19 protein-coding genes are annotated in these 18,007 nt (G+C 67.7%); 12 read left to right on the forward strand and 7 right to left on the reverse strand.

What is annotated here, in order from left to right; genetic code table 11:
- Positions 1-159: 159 nt before the first annotated feature.
- From B0F77_RS43805 to B0F77_RS43815, 3 genes are read right to left on the reverse strand one after another with little or no spacing between them, the layout of a single operon-like run.
- Entirely contained in the window at positions 160-810 is a 651-nt protein-coding gene (locus B0F77_RS43805) for an HD domain-containing protein (RefSeq protein ID WP_086668991.1), read from the reverse strand.
- Positions 811-859: 49 nt separating this feature from the next.
- Positions 860-1,507: a hypothetical protein gene (locus B0F77_RS43810; RefSeq protein WP_086668992.1), complete on the reverse strand. Its 648-nt coding sequence runs from the start codon at positions 1,505-1,507 to the stop codon at positions 860-862.
- Positions 1,508-1,513: 6 nt separating this feature from the next.
- The gene (locus B0F77_RS43815) at positions 1,514-2,395 is read right to left on the reverse strand and encodes a hypothetical protein (RefSeq protein ID WP_425435819.1); all 882 of its coding nucleotides are present in this window, start codon (positions 2,393-2,395) and stop codon (positions 1,514-1,516) included.
- Between the two features lie 530 nt (positions 2,396-2,925).
- Between B0F77_RS43815 and B0F77_RS43820 the strand changes: the two genes are divergently transcribed.
- Positions 2,926-3,441, forward strand: a complete 516-nt coding sequence (locus tag B0F77_RS43820) for an FKBP-type peptidyl-prolyl cis-trans isomerase (protein WP_086668994.1) — start codon at positions 2,926-2,928, stop codon at positions 3,439-3,441.
- Positions 3,442-3,518: 77 nt separating this feature from the next.
- Here the strand turns inward: B0F77_RS43820 and B0F77_RS43825 are convergent, their stop codons facing one another.
- Both B0F77_RS43825 and B0F77_RS43830 read right to left on the reverse strand, forming a co-directional pair.
- Complete coding sequence (locus B0F77_RS43825; protein WP_086668995.1) at positions 3,519-4,460, reverse strand: quinone oxidoreductase family protein; 942 nt, start codon at positions 4,458-4,460, stop codon at positions 3,519-3,521.
- A gap of 82 nt (positions 4,461-4,542) precedes the next feature.
- Positions 4,543-6,129 carry a DUF885 domain-containing protein gene (locus B0F77_RS43830; protein WP_086668996.1) on the reverse strand — a complete coding sequence of 529 codons (1,587 nt, stop codon included), beginning with the start codon at positions 6,127-6,129 and terminating at the stop codon, positions 4,543-4,545.
- A 36-nt stretch (positions 6,130-6,165) separates the two neighbouring features.
- Between B0F77_RS43830 and B0F77_RS43835 the strand changes: the two genes are divergently transcribed.
- The 3 genes from B0F77_RS43835 to B0F77_RS43845 are packed head-to-tail and all read left to right on the forward strand — an operon-like array spanning position 6,166 to position 8,103.
- Entirely contained in the window at positions 6,166-6,456 is a 291-nt protein-coding gene (locus B0F77_RS43835; protein WP_245849464.1) for a hypothetical protein, read from the forward strand.
- The gene (locus tag B0F77_RS43840; RefSeq protein WP_086668998.1) at positions 6,453-7,298 is read left to right on the forward strand and encodes an ATP-grasp domain-containing protein; all 846 of its coding nucleotides are present in this window, start codon (positions 6,453-6,455) and stop codon (positions 7,296-7,298) included. The genes B0F77_RS43835 and B0F77_RS43840 overlap by 4 nt, the downstream gene beginning before the upstream one ends.
- A gap of 19 nt (positions 7,299-7,317) precedes the next feature.
- Entirely contained in the window at positions 7,318-8,103 is a 786-nt protein-coding gene (locus B0F77_RS43845; protein WP_086668999.1) for an alpha/beta fold hydrolase, read from the forward strand.
- Here the strand turns inward: B0F77_RS43845 and B0F77_RS43850 are convergent.
- Both B0F77_RS43850 and B0F77_RS43855 read right to left on the reverse strand, forming a co-directional pair.
- On the reverse strand, positions 8,089-9,666 hold the full coding sequence (locus tag B0F77_RS43850; protein ID WP_086669000.1) for a solute symporter family protein: 1,578 nt from the start codon (positions 9,664-9,666) through the stop codon (positions 8,089-8,091). The two genes, B0F77_RS43845 and B0F77_RS43850, sit on opposite strands and share 15 nt — an antisense overlap.
- On the reverse strand, positions 9,663-10,073 hold the full coding sequence (locus tag B0F77_RS43855; RefSeq protein WP_086669001.1) for a DUF485 domain-containing protein: 411 nt from the start codon (positions 10,071-10,073) through the stop codon (positions 9,663-9,665). The genes B0F77_RS43850 and B0F77_RS43855 overlap by 4 nt, the downstream gene beginning before the upstream one ends.
- A 333-nt stretch (positions 10,074-10,406) precedes the next feature.
- Between B0F77_RS43855 and B0F77_RS43860 the strand changes: the two genes are divergently transcribed.
- The 8 genes from B0F77_RS43860 (at position 10,407) to B0F77_RS43895 (ending at position 17,841) form a co-directional block, all read left to right on the forward strand.
- Positions 10,407-13,025, forward strand: a complete 2,619-nt coding sequence (locus tag B0F77_RS43860) for a sensor histidine kinase (RefSeq protein WP_086669002.1) — start codon at positions 10,407-10,409, stop codon at positions 13,023-13,025.
- On the forward strand, positions 13,022-13,441 hold the full coding sequence (locus B0F77_RS43865) for a roadblock/LC7 domain-containing protein (RefSeq protein ID WP_086669003.1): 420 nt from the start codon (positions 13,022-13,024) through the stop codon (positions 13,439-13,441). Before B0F77_RS43860 ends, B0F77_RS43865 begins: the two co-directional genes overlap by 4 nt.
- Positions 13,442-13,520: 79 nt before the next feature.
- Positions 13,521-13,988: a DUF742 domain-containing protein gene (locus B0F77_RS43870; RefSeq protein WP_245849466.1), complete on the forward strand. Its 468-nt coding sequence runs from the start codon at positions 13,521-13,523 to the stop codon at positions 13,986-13,988.
- A 109-nt stretch (positions 13,989-14,097) separates the two neighbouring features.
- Entirely contained in the window at positions 14,098-14,586 is a 489-nt protein-coding gene (locus tag B0F77_RS43875; RefSeq protein WP_143467232.1) for an ATP-binding protein, read from the forward strand.
- A gap of 74 nt (positions 14,587-14,660) precedes the next feature.
- Positions 14,661-15,947 (forward strand): DUF5919 domain-containing protein, encoded by a 1,287-nt coding sequence (locus tag B0F77_RS49460; RefSeq protein WP_211294339.1) that lies wholly within the window; start codon positions 14,661-14,663, stop codon positions 15,945-15,947.
- Positions 15,948-16,150: 203 nt separating this feature from the next.
- Positions 16,151-16,717, forward strand: a complete 567-nt coding sequence (locus B0F77_RS43885; RefSeq protein ID WP_086669005.1) for a Uma2 family endonuclease — start codon at positions 16,151-16,153, stop codon at positions 16,715-16,717.
- A 123-nt stretch (positions 16,718-16,840) separates the two neighbouring features.
- Positions 16,841-17,677 (forward strand): helix-turn-helix domain-containing protein, encoded by an 837-nt coding sequence (locus tag B0F77_RS43890; protein WP_086669006.1) that lies wholly within the window; start codon positions 16,841-16,843, stop codon positions 17,675-17,677.
- The gene (locus B0F77_RS43895) at positions 17,674-17,841 is read left to right on the forward strand and encodes a DUF397 domain-containing protein (RefSeq protein ID WP_086669007.1); all 168 of its coding nucleotides are present in this window, start codon (positions 17,674-17,676) and stop codon (positions 17,839-17,841) included. The genes B0F77_RS43890 and B0F77_RS43895 overlap by 4 nt, the downstream gene beginning before the upstream one ends.
- Positions 17,842-18,007 lie beyond the last annotated feature (166 nt).

Here is an 18,007-nt window from a genome sequence, read left to right on the forward strand (position 1 = left end):
CTACCAGCGCAGTTGGTGGTAGTTGAGGTGATCTGCAATCGATTACATCGGGTCGTAACTACAACCAACTCACAGGTGCGGCATCGTGAGAGCGCGACCATCGGGTCGCCTGTGCCTGCTGTCGCGGAAGTCCGTCCCTCCGGACCCGACAAAGCACTACTAGGACGCCACCTTGGTCAGCAGGTCCTCGACGCACGGGTCGTCGAGCGACTCGACGATGCACTTCCACAACAGGAGGTTCGTCTCGGCCCACTTCGTGTAGGTCGCGGCGGCCTCGGCGTCGTAGAAGTAGTAGCCCTCGTCGGCCTTGCCCACCTGCTCGCCCACGATCTTGTACGCGAGCTCGCGCAGCGTGATGCCGTTCTCCTGCAGGTACTTGTGCGCCAGCACGACCGGGGTGACGGGGAGCGCCTTGAACAGCGTGTCGGCGTCGGAGAGGGCCTGCCCCTCCAGCGAGATGTCGCGGTGGCGGGTGCGCATCTCGGCCTCGAGGACGATGCGTTCGATCCACTCGATGTCGCCCTGGGAGACGCCCGCGACGAAGAGGACCTTCCGGCGCAGCGCCTCGCCGTCGGTCGGCAGCGAGTTGCGGCGGACCATGTAGTTGAGGTCGTGCACCAGGGCGGCGACCTCGACGACGTCCCTCGCGGCGCCGTTGCGTTCGGCGAAGTGCACGGACTTGTCGCGGACGAAGCTCACGTGGTGCCAGCCGTGGAACTGCAGCTTCGCGGCCAGGTCCTCGCACAGCCGCCTCACGCGCTGCTCCACGTCCGCGATGACAGACCTAGGAATCGTTGTGCGCGTACGCATCATCAGCCCTCCCACCGGGTGGGCTGATGGTATGCGCGTGCAGGGGCCTCTACAGGTTGTTCGTCAGATCCTCCAGTCGGTCCTCGACCGGCACGTGCCGGTGGCTGATCCCGGTGTCCGGGTCGTAGCTGAGGCTCCACGGCGTGACGGCACGTGACTTGACGAGGAACGTCATGGTCCCCTCCGCCGCGCGTGGGATGCGGTGGAACTCGTGCGCGAGCAACGTGCCCGTGGTGCCTTCAGTGCACTGAGTGCGTTTCGTGAGCTCCGTGGCGACGATCGTGCGACCGCCGAGGCCGAGCCGGGCGTCAAAACGTTCGTGCAGGTAGGCGCCGCTCAGGATGGTGGTGCAGAAGTGGTACCGGTGGTTGTGGACCGAGTCCGCGTAGCCGGCCCGCCAGTCCGTCAGCGGTTTGTACTCGTGCAACCAGAACGTGAACGGTTCGTCCGGCTCGTCCCTCAGGCACCACGCGAAGTGCGTCGTCGTCTCCCGGGAATGCGCGATCACCCAGGTCGCCTCCTGAGGGGTGAGCCCGTCGATGTACGCGCGAAGTTCCTTGCGCAGATCCGGCCGCGCCGCCCATTCGCGAAACCACGTGCCGACGTCGGTCCAGTGGTCCACGACGGGAAATTCGGCGCGCTTCACCCGGGCGGCGAGCTCCTCGAGCGCGGACAACCCGGTGAACTCGGCTAGCAAGATCGATCAGCTCCTCAACTGAGCGGATGTGGAGAATTCGCGCCGGAATGCGTGGAACTTCTTCTCGAGTTCCGCGAACCCGGTCGCGGTGAGAGTGTCGCCGGTGATCTTCTCGTACAACGCCAGGAAATCGCTTCTCGACGTACCTGGCGTGATGACGAAGTGATAGCCGGCCCTGGAATTGCTGATCCGCAGGAACTCAGCGCGTTCCATCGCGTACAGGAACGAGCTCTCGGTGAACCTGAGCGTCCGCGGATATGGCCTCAGCGCTCCGGCGGTGTTGCTGTAGAGCGTCATCCAGACCGAGTCGTCGAACAGCTCCAGCCGATCGAGCGGCGGATCCGAAACGATGGTGACGTCGATCCTGCTGCACCGGCTGCGCGCCGCGAAGAGCCCGACGAGCCCGATGCCGATCTGCTCCTTGAGCGTCTGCTGGATCTCGTCGTAGTCGCCGTCCGCGCCCTCGTTGCGCAGCAGGTACCGCGCCCGGCCGCTGATCGCGTTGTCATCACGCGGATCCGCCAGCACGGCCCTGAGCTCGCATTCCGTCTGCGACAGCAGCACCCGGCCGGCCGCGTACCGCCCGGCGAACCCGCGGAAGCAGTACAGCCGCGTCCGCTCCAGGTCCTGCATCATGAGCTGGTTGAACACCGGGTCCGGCTTGGCCGTCGGCTCGAACACGTGACTGGGGAAGAACTCGCGGTCGAGCGACCGGTACTCCTGGCTCAGCTCCTTGAGCGCTTTGCGACTCTCCTCGATGACCGGGGCGAGAAGCGCCTTCTGCGCGGCTTTCGACGTGATCAACGTCTGCGTGAAGCTCACCACCGCCGAAATGAGCGTGCCCGTGCCCAGCGCCGCCAGCAGGTTTCTCGCTGTGCCGGAATCCATTTGACTGGAAATGGCCAGCGACGCACCCGACGTCGTGACGAGTATGAGGAGGAGCAACCCGGTCCGAGTCCAAAACAACTCCTGGATCAGGTTGCTGCGGATGCCTCCGGCCTCCGCGGACACGTGTCCCACCTCCTGGGTCACCTCAGTGGCCGCTACCCGAACGGACGAATGCGGTCGGTGTCCGATCAAGTGCGCGGAGTTACTGTACGCGTCGGTCAAAAGATAAGGAAGCTGCTATTCGTGCGACATTTAGCACCGGAATAACCGCCCTTGAGCGCCGCTGTCGGCCCGTACTCGTGCACTTCGGTGACACCCAGTCGCGGCCGGCGCTCGGCGTGTCGGATGAGGGTGACCCACCCACCCGAACGCACCCACGCCGCGTGTTCTAGTCCGCTCAGCGTCGTCCGCCGTTGGTCCGCGAGGCGCAGCACTCCGCCACCCTGCCGCCCGATGCCCGCTGAGGCGGACGGCACCCGACCCCTACCTGCTACACCCCGCTAACACCGTTCCGAATACGCTCACCCACCATGCGTAACGTCCTGCTCATCGCGTCCCTGGCGCTTGCGGCGGCCACCGGCCTCGCGGGCTGCGGCAGCTCGGCCCAGCCCTCGACGGGTACTTCGTCGACCCCCTGCAAGGCCGACGACTTCAAGGTCACCGGCGACTTCGGGGCGGCGCCCAAGGTCGAGATCCCCGCGTGCAAGCCCACCGACGAGCTCATCATCAAGGACCTGGTGCAGGGCACCGGCGCCGAGGTGAAGACGGGCACGACGGCCACGGTGAACTACCAGCTCACGACGTTCTCCGACAAGAAGGTGCTGGACAGCTCCTTCGAGCGCGGCGAGCCGTTCGACGTCGAGAACGTCGGCAAGGCGCCGGTCATCGACGGCTGGAACGAGGGCATCGTCGGCCTCAAGGAGAAGGGGCGGCGGCTGCTGATCGTGCCGCCCGCCAAGGGGTACGGCCAGGGCGGTCAGGGCATCAAGGCGAACGAGACGCTCGTCTTCGTGATCGACGGCGTGAAGGTCACCCCCGCCGCGTGACGTCGATGAAGGGCTCCTTCATCCACTTGAGGTGGATGAAGGAGCCCTTCATCGACAGCTCGGGCCGAACCTGTGACCTACGGCAGGAGCAGGAGCTTGCCGGTGGTTCGGCGTGCCTGTAGGTCCGTGTGGGCTTGTGCTGCCTCTTCCAGCTTGTAGCGTCCGCCGATCCGGATGTTCAGGGTGCCGTCGACGATCGCCCCGAACAGGTCCGCGGCCCGCCACTCGTACTCGGCGCGGTCCAGCAGGTACGCCCCGGTCGACGGCCGCGTGAGGTAGACCGACCCGGCCGCGTTCAGGCGCTGCGGGTCCACCGGCGGCACCGAGCCGGACGACGCCCCGAACAACGCCAGCAGTCCGCGCGGCTTCAACGACGCCAGCGACTGGTCGAACGTGTCCTTGCCGACCCCGTCGTACACGACGTCGACCTTCTCGATCTGCGCCGCGAAGTCCCCGTACCGCAGGACCTGGTCCGCGCCGGCCTCCCTGGCCAGCGCCTCCTTCTCGTCGGTCGACACCGTCGCGACGACGAACGCGCCCTTCGACTTCGCCCACTGCGTGAGCAGCAACCCGACGCCACCGGCGGCCGCGTGGACCAGCACCCGGTCGCCTTCCTTCACGACGTGCGTCGAGTGCGTCAGGTAGTGCGCGGTGATGCCCTGCAACAGCGCGGCCGCCGCCAGTTCGACGTCCAGCCCGTCCGGCACTCGCACGGCAGCCGAAGCCGGCACCACGACCTCGGACGCGTAACTGCCCAGCACGGACATCCACGCCACGCGGTCGCCCACGGAGAACTCCGTGGAGTTGGACTCGACGACCACGCCCGCGCCCTCAAGCCCCAAAGCGGTGGGCAACGGCACCTGGTACTGGCCGCTGCGCTGGTAGGTGTCGATGTAGTTGACGCCCGCGGCGCCGACCCGCACCAGCAGCTCGCCGTCACCGGGCACGGGCGACGGCACGTCGGTGTGTTCCAGCACCTCCGGTCCACCGGCCGAACGCACCACCACTGCCTTGGGCATCTGTCCTCCTTGATCGACTCAACCCGGTCAACCCCGGCCGCGACCGCGGTGTTCCCGGTTCCGTCAGATGGGAACCATGCCTTCAGTCCTCGCCCAGCGCCACGCGGCGCGCGAGCCCCAGCGGCAACGCGCCAGACCCGGCGATCCGGTCGTGGAAGTCGCGCAACGACCCCAGCCCCGCGGCCAGGTACTCGTCGCGGATGAGGTCGATCTCCAGCGCACCGGTCAGGTACGACGGCGCCTGCGTCGGCCACGCGCAGTACCGCTTCACCTCGCCCACGGCCGTGCCCGGCGTCAGGGCCGTGCGCGCCACCATGAACGCCTCGGCCTCCGCCGGTGTCATGTCGCCGCAGTGCAGCGCCGTGTCGACGACCATCCGCGCCGCCCGGAACAGCCGCGCCTCGACGTGTCCCATCAGGGACGCGGTGGTCCGGTAGTAGCCGACCGACCGCAGCAGCTTCTCCGAGTACAGGGCCCAGCCTTCGGAGAAGTACGACGTCCGGAACACCTTCCGCAACGGGTGCGCCGACCCCTGCGCCGCCACCCACGCCGCGTGCCAGTGGTGACCGGGGTACGCCTCGTGCACCGCGATCGTCGGCATCTGCGGGCGCGCGTTGGTGCGCAGGCGGTGGGTGATCTGCTCGTCCGTGGCGTCGTCCGGCGTGAACGGCACGAAGAAGTAGCCGGCCCGTCTGGACGTCAGCGGCGGCGGCCCCAGGTAACTCGCGACCGCCATGATCGCCCGGTGGAACGGCGGCGACGGCACGACGCTGCACTCCTCGCCCTCGGGCAGCGTCACCAGCGAGTGTTCGACCAGGGCCGCACGCGCGCGCTGCGTCTCGGCCTCGTACTCCGCGCGCATCGCCTCCAGCGTTGGCGGGTGGTCGTCCTGCAACGAGCTCATCGCCGTGCGCCAGTCCGCGGAGCCCGCCAGGTCGATCAGTTCGGCTTCCAACGCGGCGTAGGCGTCCTGCCCGCGCTGGTGCAGCTCCGGCGCGCCGTAACCGAGCAACTCCTTGTCCTGCAACATGGTCGAGTAGAGCTTCTCGCCCATCCGCCAGTCGCCGGTCGCGCGCAGGGCGAGCTCCTCCAGGAACGCCGCGTGCCGGTCGAACGCCTCCGCGGCGGGCCCGGCGGCCTCGACCAGCTGAGCGCGCAGCTCGGGTGAACCCACCAGCAGCGGCAGCGAGTCGAGCACGAACGAACGCCCCGTCTTCACCTGGTCGCACGTCCGCCGCACGACCAGCGGCGACGCCAGCGACGCGTCGAGGTTCGCCTCGGCGGCCGCGAAGACCGACGGCACCTCGCGCAGCTTCGCGATCGCGGCGGCGACGAGCTCGGCCTCGGGCAGCAGCCGGTGCAGGAACGGCGCCAGCAGCCCGAAGAAGACCATCCCGGAGTACTCGTGCGGGTCGCGCCGCCAGCCCGGCCACGCCTCCATCGCGAGTTGCCCGCGCAGCACCGACAGCGCGAGATCGCGATCCACCGACCTCGGCAACGGCTCCAGCCGCGCCAGCCACGCGCCGTTCTCCCTGGCCCGTTGCTCGAACGCCGTGGCGGAGAAGTCCCCGAACGTCGAGTAGTGCTCGAGTGAGCCGACCTGGGCCGCGTGGGCGGGGTGATGATCGAAGTACCACGAGAGGAACGACGTGAGGGTGTCGGTGGTCACCCGACTGAAGTTACCCGGTGGTTTTACAGTGTGGGGGTGTCTGATCAAACCACTCAGAAGCGCATCGCCGAGTTCGTGACGGCCCACGGCAAGCCGGGCACGGCGGTCAGGGCCGTCGTCGAACCGATCGGCCGGGCCGGCGCGCGGATCGTGCTGGTCGGCGCGGACGGCGCCATGGGCGACGTGATGGCGAAGGACGTCGAGTCCGCCACCAAGGCCGTCGAGGCGGTCGACAACGTCGAGCAGGCCGAATGGGACCGCGAGACCACCGCCGCCACCCAGATCGGTTTCGCGCACCGCCGCAAGATGGCCAAGATGCAGTCATGAAGGTCGTGCTCGCCTCGTGCGCCGCGCTGCCCAACGGTGACGGCGACGAGGACGCGCTGATCGACGCCCTGCGGCGCGACGGCGTGGACGTCGGGTGGCAGCCGTGGGGCTCCGGGGTCGACGCCGATCTCGTGGTGCTGCGCGCGACCTGGGACTACACCGAGCGCCTGGACGACTTCCTGGCGTGGTGCGAGACCGTGCCCGCGTTGGCGAACCCGGTGTCCGTGGTCCGCTGGAACACCGACAAGTCCTATCTGGTCGAGCTCGCCGCACACGGTGTCGCCGTGGTGCCCACCGCGGTCGTGGAACCGGGTGGCGAACCCGACTTCCCCGACGGCGAGTTCGTGGTGAAGCCGGCGATCGGCGCGGGCTCGCGCGGTGCCGCCCGGTTCACCGACCACGTCGAGGCACGCGTGCACTTCGAAGCCCTTGGCGTCAAAGCACTCGTGCAGCCCTATCAGTCCAGTGTGGACGCGAACGGCGAGACCGCGCTGGTGTTCTTCGCGGGCGAGTACTCCCACTCGTTCCACAAGGGACCGATGCTGGCGCAGGGCCTGCCCGAGTCGGAGTCCGGGCTGTACGTCGAGGAGAAGCTGCGCGCCATCGAGCCGTCCGAGCGGCAGGTGAAGCTCGCCGACCAGGTGCTCGACGTGGCGGCCGAGCTGCTTTCGTTGCGGCGCCAGGACTTCCTCTACGCACGCGTGGACGTCGTCGAGGGTCCGGACGGCGAGCCGTTGCTGCTGGAGCTGGAGCTGACCGAACCGTCGCTCGGGTTCAAGTTCACCGGCCAGGAGGCCGCGGCTCGTTTGAGTGCGGCGATCCGGGCGACCGCGTCTCGATGACCTGGCTACCGTTGGGTGCATGAGCACCGCGAGCGTCAACGGCATCACCATCGGATACGACGACGAAGGCACCGGCGACGACGTGCTGGTGCTGGTGCACGGGCACCCGTTCGACCGCTCGATGTGGCGGCCGCAGGTCGAGCACTTCACCGCCGCCGGCTGGCGGGTGATCGCCGCGGACCTGCGCGGCTACGGCGAAAGCACCGTCGTCCCCGGCAAGACACCGCTGGCGGTGTTCGCCGGGGACGTCGCCGGGCTGCTCGACCACCTCGGCGTCGAGAGGTTCGTGCTCGGCGGGCTGTCGATGGGCGGGCAGATCGTCATGGAGTGCGCACGCCAGTTCCCGCAGCGGATTCGCGGCCTGATCCTCGCCGACACGTTCGCCCAGCCCGAAACCCCGCAGGGCCACCGGAACCGCAACGACATGGCGGACCGGCTGCTGCGCGAGGGCATGTCCGGTTACGCCACCGAGGTCCTGTGGAAGATGGTGGCACCGCACAACACCGCGGCGGGCGAGCACGTCGCGAAGATGATGCACGGCGCACCGGCAGAAGGTGCTGCGGCGGCACTAAGGGGCCGTGCGGAACGGCCTGACTACACGGCGACACTCGAAGCTGTCACCGTGCCGACGCTCGTGGTGGTGGGCAGCGACGACGAGTACACGCCGCTGAAAGACGCCGAGTACATGCACGAGCGCGTTCCGGGTTCGACGCTGGTCGTGGTCGACGGCGCCGCCCACATGCCGAACCTGGAACGCCCCGAGGTCTTCAACGAGGCGGTGGCGGGCCTGCTAGCGCAGACCTGAGCCGATGCCGGTCAGTCCGCGCACTTCCATCTCCGCCTGCTTCTCCGGGTCCGCCGGCTCGCCGCCCAGGACCGTGCCCAGGAACCCGGCCAGGAACGAGAGCGGGATCGACACGATGCCGGGGTTGGAGAGCGGGAAGAACGCGAAGTCCACGTCCGGGAACACCGACGACTTCGACCCGGAAATGGCGGGGGAGAAGACGATGAGCAGCACGCACGACGTGAGACCGCCGTAGATGCTCCACAACGTGCCGCGCGTGTTGAACCGCTTCCAGAACATGGAGTACAGCAGCGTCGGCAGGTTCGCGGACGCGGCCAGCGCGAACGCCAGCGCGACCAGGAAGGCGACGTTCTGCCCGTTCGCCGCGATGCCGCCGACGATCGCGAGCACACCCACGCAGACCGCGGTGATGCGGGCGATCCGCACCTCGTCCCGCGGGTCCGCCTCACCGTGCTTGATGACGTTCGCGTAGACGTCGTGCGCGAACGACGCCGACGCGGTCAGCGTCAGACCGGCGACCACGGCGAGGATCGTGGCGAACGCCACCGCGCACACGATGCCGAGCAGCACCGTGCCGCCGACCTGGAACGCCAGCAGCGGCGCGGCCGAGTTCTCGCCGCCAGGAGCGCCGGTGATCTTGTCCGTACCCACCAGCGCCATCGCGCCGAAGCCGATGACCAGGGTGCACGAGTAGAAGATCACCATCATCCAGGTGGCCCAGACGACGGACTTCCGTGCCTCACGCGCGTTGGGCACTGTGTAGAAGCGCATCAGCACGTGCGGGAGTGACGCGGTGCCGAGCACCAGGGCCAGCGCCAGCGACAGGAAGTCGATTTTGGAAAGGTTGCTCCCGCCGTACTTCACGCCCGGCGACAGCACGGCCTCGCCCAGCGGCGACTTCTGCGTCGCGCGCTCCAGCATCGAGGAGAAGTCGAAGCCGAACTTGCCGATCAGGAAGATCGTCAGCAGTGACACCGACAGAAGCAGCAGCACGGCCTTGATGATCTGCACCCACGTGGTGCCCTTCATGCCGCCGACCAGCACGTACAGCACCATGACGATGCCCACGACGGCGATGATGATGGCCTGGCCGATCTTGCTGTGGACGTCCAGCAGCAACGCCATCAGGCCGCCGGCGCCCGCCATCTGCGCGATCATGTAGAAGAGCGAGATCACCAGCGTGGCGTTCGCCGCGGCCGCGCGCACGGGGCGCTGGCGCATGCGGAACGCCATGACGTCGCCCATGGTGTAGCGGCCGGTGTTGCGCAGTCGTTCGGCGATCAGCATCAGGCCGATCAACCAGGCGACGACCCAGCCGATCGAGTAGAGGAAGCCGTCGTAGCCGTTCACGGCGATGGCGCCGGAGATGCCGAGGAACGACGCCGCGGACAGGAAGTCACCCGACAGTGCGATGCCGTTCTGGGTTCCGGTGAAGCTGCTGCCCGCGGCGTAGTAGTCCGAGGCGCTCACGTTCCGCGCGGAAGCGCGGTAGACGATGTAGAGCGTCAGCAGGACGAAGATGCCGAAGACCGACAGGTTGATCGCGGTGTTCGCCCCGGTCACGCGAGCTCCTCATCGGTTTCCGCCAGTGCACGCACTTTCTCGACCTGCGGGTCGAGCGTCTTCTTGGAGTAACGGGCGTACGCCATCGTGATGATGATCGTGGTGACGAACTGGAGCAATCCCATCGTCAGGCCGACGTTCACGGTTCCGAACAGCCGAGTGCTCATGAAGTCGGCGGCGTAAGCCGAAAGCAATACGAACGTGACGTACCAAGCGAGGAACAGCACCGTTGCGGGGAGAATAAATCGCGTCACCCGGCGCTTCAGCGCGAGGAAATCCTCACTCGTTTGGATGGCACCGAAATCAGGCTCACCGTCACCATCGATAAGCAATGAGTGATGTGGCTCGTCAAAGGTCGCGAATCCGGGCTGCGCCGGGCGTGACACGGAGGGCAGCGCCTTCGTCATCAACCGCTCGCATTCGTTACGGGGAGTACCCGGTGAGCGCCTGAGCACAGGCTGTGACCGGACAGGGATGGAAGGGCGCAAGCGTAACCACGCGTGGCGACGAGTCAATCCCCTGAACTCGCAGGACCACCCCATGAGGTGGACTGTCACACTGGGTGACGAGTCGTACACGCCCCAGGTCGTTGTCGCGTCACGCTCTCTGGCTTAGTATCCGCTGACACCCGATACGGCTGATCTCGATATCGCGCTGCGGGTGTCTTGACTCACGGGGATTCACCAGGCCAGGAGGTAGCCGATAGTGGGGCACTTCGAGCGCGCCTTGGGGATCATTTCGTGAATGTCGAGTGGAGAAAGATCAGCGACTGGCGCAACTGGCGCCTGCCCGTCAAGCTCGGCGTCGTGCTCCTCGTGCCGGTGGCCGTCGCGGTCGGCGCGGGCGCACTGCAGATCTCCGGATACGTCGACCGGTCCAACAACTACGTGCAGATGCAGGGCCTGGTGCGGCTGCGGGCGGATCTCGCCCCTTTGATCTCCAGCGTCCAGCAGGAACGCACTCTCGCCGCTCAGAGCGCGACCAGCGGTTCCGGCGTCGGCGCCTACCAGAACCAGATCAGCGCCACCGACAACGCCGCCGCGACCGTGCGCCGCCGCGTCGAGCGCACCGACGGGCTGAGCGACGTCGCGCGCAACCGCTTCAGCGAGCTCGGCGGTCAGCTCGAGACGTTGAAGAACCTGCGGGAGAAGGTCGCCCAAGGCGGCGACGGCGGCGACCCGTCCGGCGGCACCACCGGCTACACCTCGGTCGTGAAGTCGTTGCTGGACTTCGAACAGGCGCTCGTCAGCCAGTTCGGCGACGAGGTCATCGCCGGCACCGCGCTCGCGCTGCACAACATGGTCATCGCGCAGGAGCAGGTCTCGCTGCAGCACGCGATCGTCTTAGCCGGGATCGGGCGCGGCAGGCTCCTCGCCCCCGAGGTCCGCATGTTGGAACAGTCCGACATCCGGCTGCAGGACCGCATCAACGACTTCCAGGCCATCGGCACGACCGAACAGCGCCGCGAGTACGACCAGACCGTCACCGGTGCCGCCGTCGCGAGCCGGTCCGCGCTGGTCGAACGAGCGCTCACGCAGCCGGACGGCACCCCGGTGACGACGCGTCCCGGCCAGCCGAAGCCGCCGCCGTCGTTCGGCATCGCCGTGGAGGACTGGAACAAGGCCTCCGGCACCACCGCCCGCCTGATGGAACAGGTCGCCCGCCAGTTGCAGGACGAGCTCGGGAACTCCGCAGCCCAGCTGCAGGACGACACGTCGAACAAGGCCGGCGCCGCCGCGGTCGTCCTGCTCGCGATGCTGATCATCGCCGGCACGCTCGGCTTCGTCATCGGCCGCTACCTGCTGCGCTCGCTCTCGGAGCTGCGGCACTCCGCGCTCGACGTGGCGCACCACCACCTCCCCGAGGTCGTGGCCGCGATCCGCGCAGACCGCAAGCCGGACACCGAGATCGAACCGGTGCCCGTGCACACCACCGAGGAGTTCGGCCAGCTGGCGCGCGCGTTCGACGCCGTGCACGAGCAGGCCATCCGTTCCGCGGTCGAGCAGTCGTCGCTGCGGTCGGGCATGAAGAACATCTTCGTCAACCTGTCGCGCCGCTCGCAGGGCCTCGTCGAACGCCAGCTCAAGCTCATGGAGGAGCTGGAGCGGCACGAGGAGAACCCCGAGCAGCTCGCCAACCTCTTCAAGCTCGACCACCTCGCGACGCGCATGCGCCGCAACAACGAGAACCTGATGGTGCTGTCCGGCACCGACGTCGCCCGCCGGTTCCACCAGCCCGTCCCGCTGGCCGACGTGCTGCGCGCCGCCGCGTCGGAGATCGAGCACTACCAGCGGGTCGTGGTGAAGTCGACGCCGTCCGTCGAGATCGTCGGCTACGCGGCCAGCGACCTCGTCCGGCTCGTCGCGGAGCTGCTGGACAACGCCACCGCGTTCTCCGCGCCCGCCACCCAGGTCATGATCGGCTCAAGGATCGACCAGCAGGGCTCGGTGCTCGTCGAGGTCGCGGACCAGGGCATCAGCATGGGCCCGGCCGAACTCACCGAGGCCAACGAACGGCTGTCGTCCGGTACAGAGGAAGACGTGCCGGTGTCGCGCCAGATGGGTCTGTTCGTCGTCGGTCGTCTCGCGGCCCGCCACGGCATCACCGTCCGGCTGCGCGCCGCGGGTGAGGGCAGGGAAGGCCTGCGGGCGTTCGTGCTCGTGCCGTCGGAACTCGTCCGCACGCACGAGGACGCCGCGGCACCCGCCCAGCCCCGCCACGCCGCGCTGCCCCAGCCGAAGCCCGCGCTGACCAAGCAGCCCGCCGCCAGGGAGCCGCACGTCGTCGTCAAGACCCCGAACCTCGCTCCACCGCCAGCGCCCGCACCGGCCATCGAGCACCCTCGAGAGTCGGCCGAGTGGACCTCGTTCCGCGGCGCCGCGATCGACGAGGCGCTGCCGCAGCGCAACCCGCGCCCGGCGCCCGCCGCCCCGAACCCCGTGCCAGTCGAGACACCAAATGAGACGACGTCTTCCTGGTTTTCCGGGACCGTGGTCTCGGGCGAACCGGTCAACGGTGACCAATCGCCCCCACCTGCGTCGTCACCGTCCGTAGTGGCGTCCTGGTTCGGCAAGAAGCCCGGCGGGACGGTCTGGGAACAGGCCGGCGACCCCGCCACGGACGCCGGCGAGACGGATGCCGGGTTGCCGAAACGGGCGCCGCGTAAGAATCTGCTCCCCGACCTCGCGGATCGTCCCGAGAACGGCACCACACGCCCTGCCGTGGGCCAGAAGCGTGATCCGGAACGAGCACGAGGCTTTCTCGCGAGCTATCAGACGGGCCTGCGTCAGGCGCCGCTGGGCAGCAACGGGAACGGAAAAGGCCAGGGGAACGGCCAGCGGAACGGGGAGAACGCATGAGCACGCCGCAGTCGCGCCAGGTGGACCAGTTCGGCTGGTTGATCACGAACTTCACCGATCGCGTGGCCGGTGTCGCCCACGCGATCGTCATCTCGGTGGACGGCCTGTTGCTCACCAAGTCGACAGGCCTGCCGCCCGACCGCGCCGAGCAGCTGGCGGCCATCGCCTCCGGTGTCGCGGCGTTGACGATGAGCGCTTCACGATGCTTCGAAGGTGGCGGAGTGTTGCGCACCGTGATCGAGATGGACTACGGGATCATGCTCCTCATGTCCATTCGAGACGGGTCTTGTTTGGCGGTTCTCGCCGCCCCCGACAGCGACGTCGGCCAAGTGGCCTACGAGATGACCGTGGTCGTAGACCAGGTGGGCCAGATCCTCACCCCCGAACTGCGAGCGCAGCTGCACAGCGTGAGGTGAATCCATGAGTTCGGCCGCTGACGCACACCGCCGACGCAGACGGGCTGAGACGCCCGTCGAGCAGACGTTCGCCGACCTGATGAACGGGTTTTCCCTGGACTCGGGCCGTAAACGGACGCGCACGTCCCCGGTGTCCGAGCGAGAAGCGACTCCCGTTGCACCGCAAGAACAATCACCGGCGTACGAGTCTCCCGCCGTGGAGCCCCAGGACGCCTCGATCGTGCGTGCATATGCCTGGACGGGTGGGCGCACTCGGTCGAATGTTGACCTGGAGATCGAGACACTTGTCTCCGCGAATGATCAGAGTCGGCAGTCTGCAGGTATCTTGCAGGCTGAGCACCAACACGTCGTCGAGTTGTGCCGCTCACCGCGATCCGTCGCGGAGGTGGCCGCACTGATGCGGCTCCCACTGGGAGTCGTGAAGGTGTTGCTCGGCGACATGGCGGAACGAGGTCTGGTGGACGTGCATCAGACTGTTTCCGCGGGCGGTGCGGTGCCGGACCTCGGGTTGATGGAGAGAGTGCTGAGTGGACTACGTCGGCTCTAGATTTCCCGATTTCGGGCCCCCCGGGCCGCCCGGTCGGGAGCTGACCTCGGCAAAAGTCGTCGTCGCCGGTGGCTTCGGCGTTGGCAAGAGCACCTTCATCAGGTCGATCGTGGAGAACGATCTGCTGACCATGACAGCGCTCCCACCGGAACGCGCCGGTCTGGTCACCGAGCTGGTACGCATCCAGTTCGGCCGGGTGTGGCTCGACCCCGGCCTGGCGTTGCACCTGTTCGTGGCCCCGCAGTGGCAGGACGCGCGCGCGGGCTGGAAAGACGTGGTGCGCGGCGCCGTGGGTGCCGTGGTGCTCTTCGACGTGATGCGGCCCGCGGACTCCGTGGACGCGATGCGGTACTTCGAGGACCACCGGATCCCCTACGTGCTGGCGTTGAACAACGTGCACGCGTCCGTGCGGTCGGACGTGAAGGCCATCATCCGGGGCATGGGCATCGCGCCCGAGGTGCCGGTCGTGAACTGCGACCCGCGGGTGCGGCTGTCCGTGCGGGAGGCGCTGATCACGCTGACCGAGCACGCGAAGCTGGACCGGTGGCGCCGCCGGCCCGGGCCGGACGAAACGACCCCGCTCGCGCCCGTCTGCTGACTTGAGACGATGAAGCCGGGAGGCCCCTGCCTCCCGGCTTTTCGCGTGTCCAGGGCGTGTGAACGGAGGATCCGGTGAGCGGCGAGCGACGGTGGATCAGCAGGTTCCAGGCCCTCGTCACCGACGACAACCTCGACCTCTACCTCCTCGCGCTGGTCGGCCTGGTCTTCACGGTGCTCGGCGTGACGGGCATCTCGGACGTCAAGACGCTGGCGTCCGCGGTGCTCGCGTTGCTCGCGATCCTGGCGTTCTCGCAGATCAAGTCGAGGAAGCTGACGCAGCAGATCAGCGGGGCGCGGTCCGGCGCGGTCGTGTTGCGCACCGACTTCCCGGCTGACCTGATCGACCGGCGGGCGAGGGCGTCCGACATCCTCCTGGTCGGTCTCACCATGACCAGGACCGTGCAGGGCATGCGCACCGATCTGCCGGCCATCCTGAAGAGCGGCGGACGGGTGCGGGTGGCGGTGCTCGACCCCACCAACGACGCGCTCATGGCGACAGTGGACCGCCATCGGTGGCATCCGCAGAACATCGACCAGTTGCGCAGCAGGATCCGGGCGACCCTGGACGACCTGTCCGCCTTGCGCGAGCGGCACGGTGGCCGGTTGGAGATCCGGGTGCTCTCCAACGTCCCGCCGGTCGGCTTCAGCTGCGTGGACGTGCAGAAGCCGAACGGCGTCGTCTGCGTTCAGCACTACGAGTTCCAGCCGGAGGGGGAAGCGGCGCCGATCATGGTGCTCGCGAAGTCCGACGCTCCCTGGTACCGGCACTTCGGCGCGGAGGCCGAGCGGCTGTGGGAGTCAGGTACCGAGTGGCCGCTGAGCGCTCAGGCCCGATCGGCCCGCGCCAGTCGTCCCGTGTTCAGCGAGGAGTTCGGCCCGGAACTCACCGAGGTCCTGGACGCCGCCGACGAAGTGCTGATCACCGGTGTCGCCAGGAACGGGTTCCTGAACACCCAGTTCAGCCGGATCGAGGCCCGGCTGCGCCGCGGGCAGGCAGTGCGGTTCCTGCTCGTCGACCCGTCCGCACCCGCCGTGGACGTGCTGGCGGAGCGGTACTACGCGGAGCGGTCAGGTGACACGGCCCGGCAACGGATCCAGGGAAGCCTGCGGCTGCTCGGTGAACTGAAGCGGCTCACCGGAGGTGATCTCTCGGTGCGGCTGACGGGCCATCCGCTGTCCACCGGCGTGATCGTGATGGACAGCGGGGGCGAGAAAGCCGCCTTGTACGCGGAGTACTACACCTACCAGGCCCTGGACGCGCCCAAGTTCGTCATGAACCCAGGTGACGGCGTCGGTTTCCAGTCGTTCCTCGGGGAGGCGGAAGCGCTGTGGGCCAACGCGACGCCGCACGAACTCTGAGCGACGCCCGGCCGCTGGCCTTGGAGCGGCTCCAAGGCGTAGCTCTTTCCGGTTGTTCGGCCCCAAGTGACTGGCGCCTTGGGCTTTGGGTCTTCTAGCGTGTTTCCCGGTGGTGGTCATCGTCCCTGTGGCGATGACGGCCGCACGTGTAACACTGAACTGTGGGTCGACCGGAGTCAGAGAGCCAGGCAAGGGGTGAAGCAATGACCACTGCGCGGCGTCTGGACGGCTACACCCTGGACGACTGGGAGAGTCTTGACCCCCAAGAGGGCCGTCGCATCGAGTTGGTCGACGGGCGGTTCGTCGTGACCCCCGCTCCAGCGGCCAAACACCAGAGGGTCGGCGACAGGCTGGTGCGAATCCTCGATGACGCCGTCGCTGCCGAAGGCATGGAGGCTCTGACGGCCATCGGGGTCCGGGTCAGCGAGCACTTCGGCTACATCCCGGACGTGGTCGTGACGACCGAGCGCGTCGAGACGGTGTCCGTCGACGTCGCGAACGTCGCACTGGTCGTGGAGATCGTCAGCCCGTCCACGAAGAAGAGCGATCGCCTGGAGAAGCCCGCTGCTCTGGCCGCGGCGGGAGTGCCCGCGTACTGGCGAGTCGAGCTCGACGGCGCGGATGGTCCGGTCATCTACTGCCACCGGTTGAATGACGGCGTCTACTCGGATGTCGTGACGTTGACACCGGGCAGCCGGCAGTCGGTGCACGTCGCGGGCACGGTCTTCGTCACCTTCGACCCCGCCGATCTCCACAAGCCTCGTCGCTGAGCCGATCAGGCAGGTTCCGGCACGCCCGTCGGCCGGTTTGGAGCTTTTCCAAGGCTCCCACCTTCAGGGCGTTTTGAGGCGAAACGATGGAGCCGGGAGGTTTCGGCCTTCTAGCTTTCCGGCATGCCCAAAAGAGAGTCGAACGTCGTGGGCCGCGAGTTCGGCAACCTGCTTCGCGCCGCCATCGCCAAGACCGGCCTGACCCAACGCAAGCTGGCCGAGGAGCTGGACTTCGACGAGGCGCAGATCTCGGAAGCGGTCAACGGCAAACGCGGTATCGACGAGCACGAGCTCGAAGTGCTGCTCGCCTACCTCCGCATCCCGCTGGCGGAGCGACGCCACCTGCAGAGTCTGTTCGCGGAGGCGGGGGAGAAGGGTCTTCTCCTGTTCTCCGAGGACGGAGTGCCGGATCAGCTGCGCACGCTCATCAACCACGAGAAGGAATCCACCGAGATCGTCGCTTCGTCGATGATTCTCGTGCCTGGCCTGGTCCAGACGCCTGAATACGCCTACGCCGTTGCAGAGGAAGGGCCGCACGAGAAGGACGACATTCCCAAGGTCGTCGCCGCGAGGATCGCACGAGCGGAGATTCTCAGGCCGGGCCGGACGTTCACCTTCTACGTGCACGAGCAGGCGCTCTGGCTGCCGGTGGGCGGCGAAGAGGTGTGGCGGGAGCAGTTGGCCCACCTGTTGCGGATGTCAGTGCGCCAGTACATCAACTTTCACATCGTCCCCAGGTCGATCGGCGCACATGCCGGTGTGGCGGGGGACTTTCGCGTGATGAGGTTTCCGAAGTACCCGCCGCTGGTCTTCCTGGACACCCTGAACTGCGGTTTGTTCTTCGACGACAAGGACACCGTCGCGCTGTACGAGGACAGGGTGAAGCGGCTCGCGGCCGTCGCTCTCAATCGTGAAGAATCGAGGGCGGTGATCGACGAAATCTTGGAGGGTCTCCAATGACCAACTGGCGCAAGAGCAGCTACAGCAGCACCGCTGACAACTGCGTCGAGGTGGGGCACGGCGTCGGCGTCCGGGACAGCAAGGCGCCGGCCACACACCTGCCGGTGTCCGCGGAGTCGTGGGCGGCGTTCCTCGTCGGCGTGAAGGCTGGTGCAGCCCGCTAGGAGCCGTTGTCGACGGATTGTCGACGGCTCTTGCCAACGTGAGCGCCGAAGGGCGGCCGTCAACGGCGCCCAAGCTCACGGGAGGCACTCAGATGAGAAATCGGATCGTCACGGCAGCGTTGGCCATGGCGGCGGCCATGGCGGTGACGCTGGGCGCGGCCGCGCC

This window comes from Lentzea kentuckyensis, from assembly GCF_002150765.1.
GTDB lineage: Bacteria > Actinomycetota > Actinomycetes > Mycobacteriales > Pseudonocardiaceae > Lentzea > Lentzea kentuckyensis.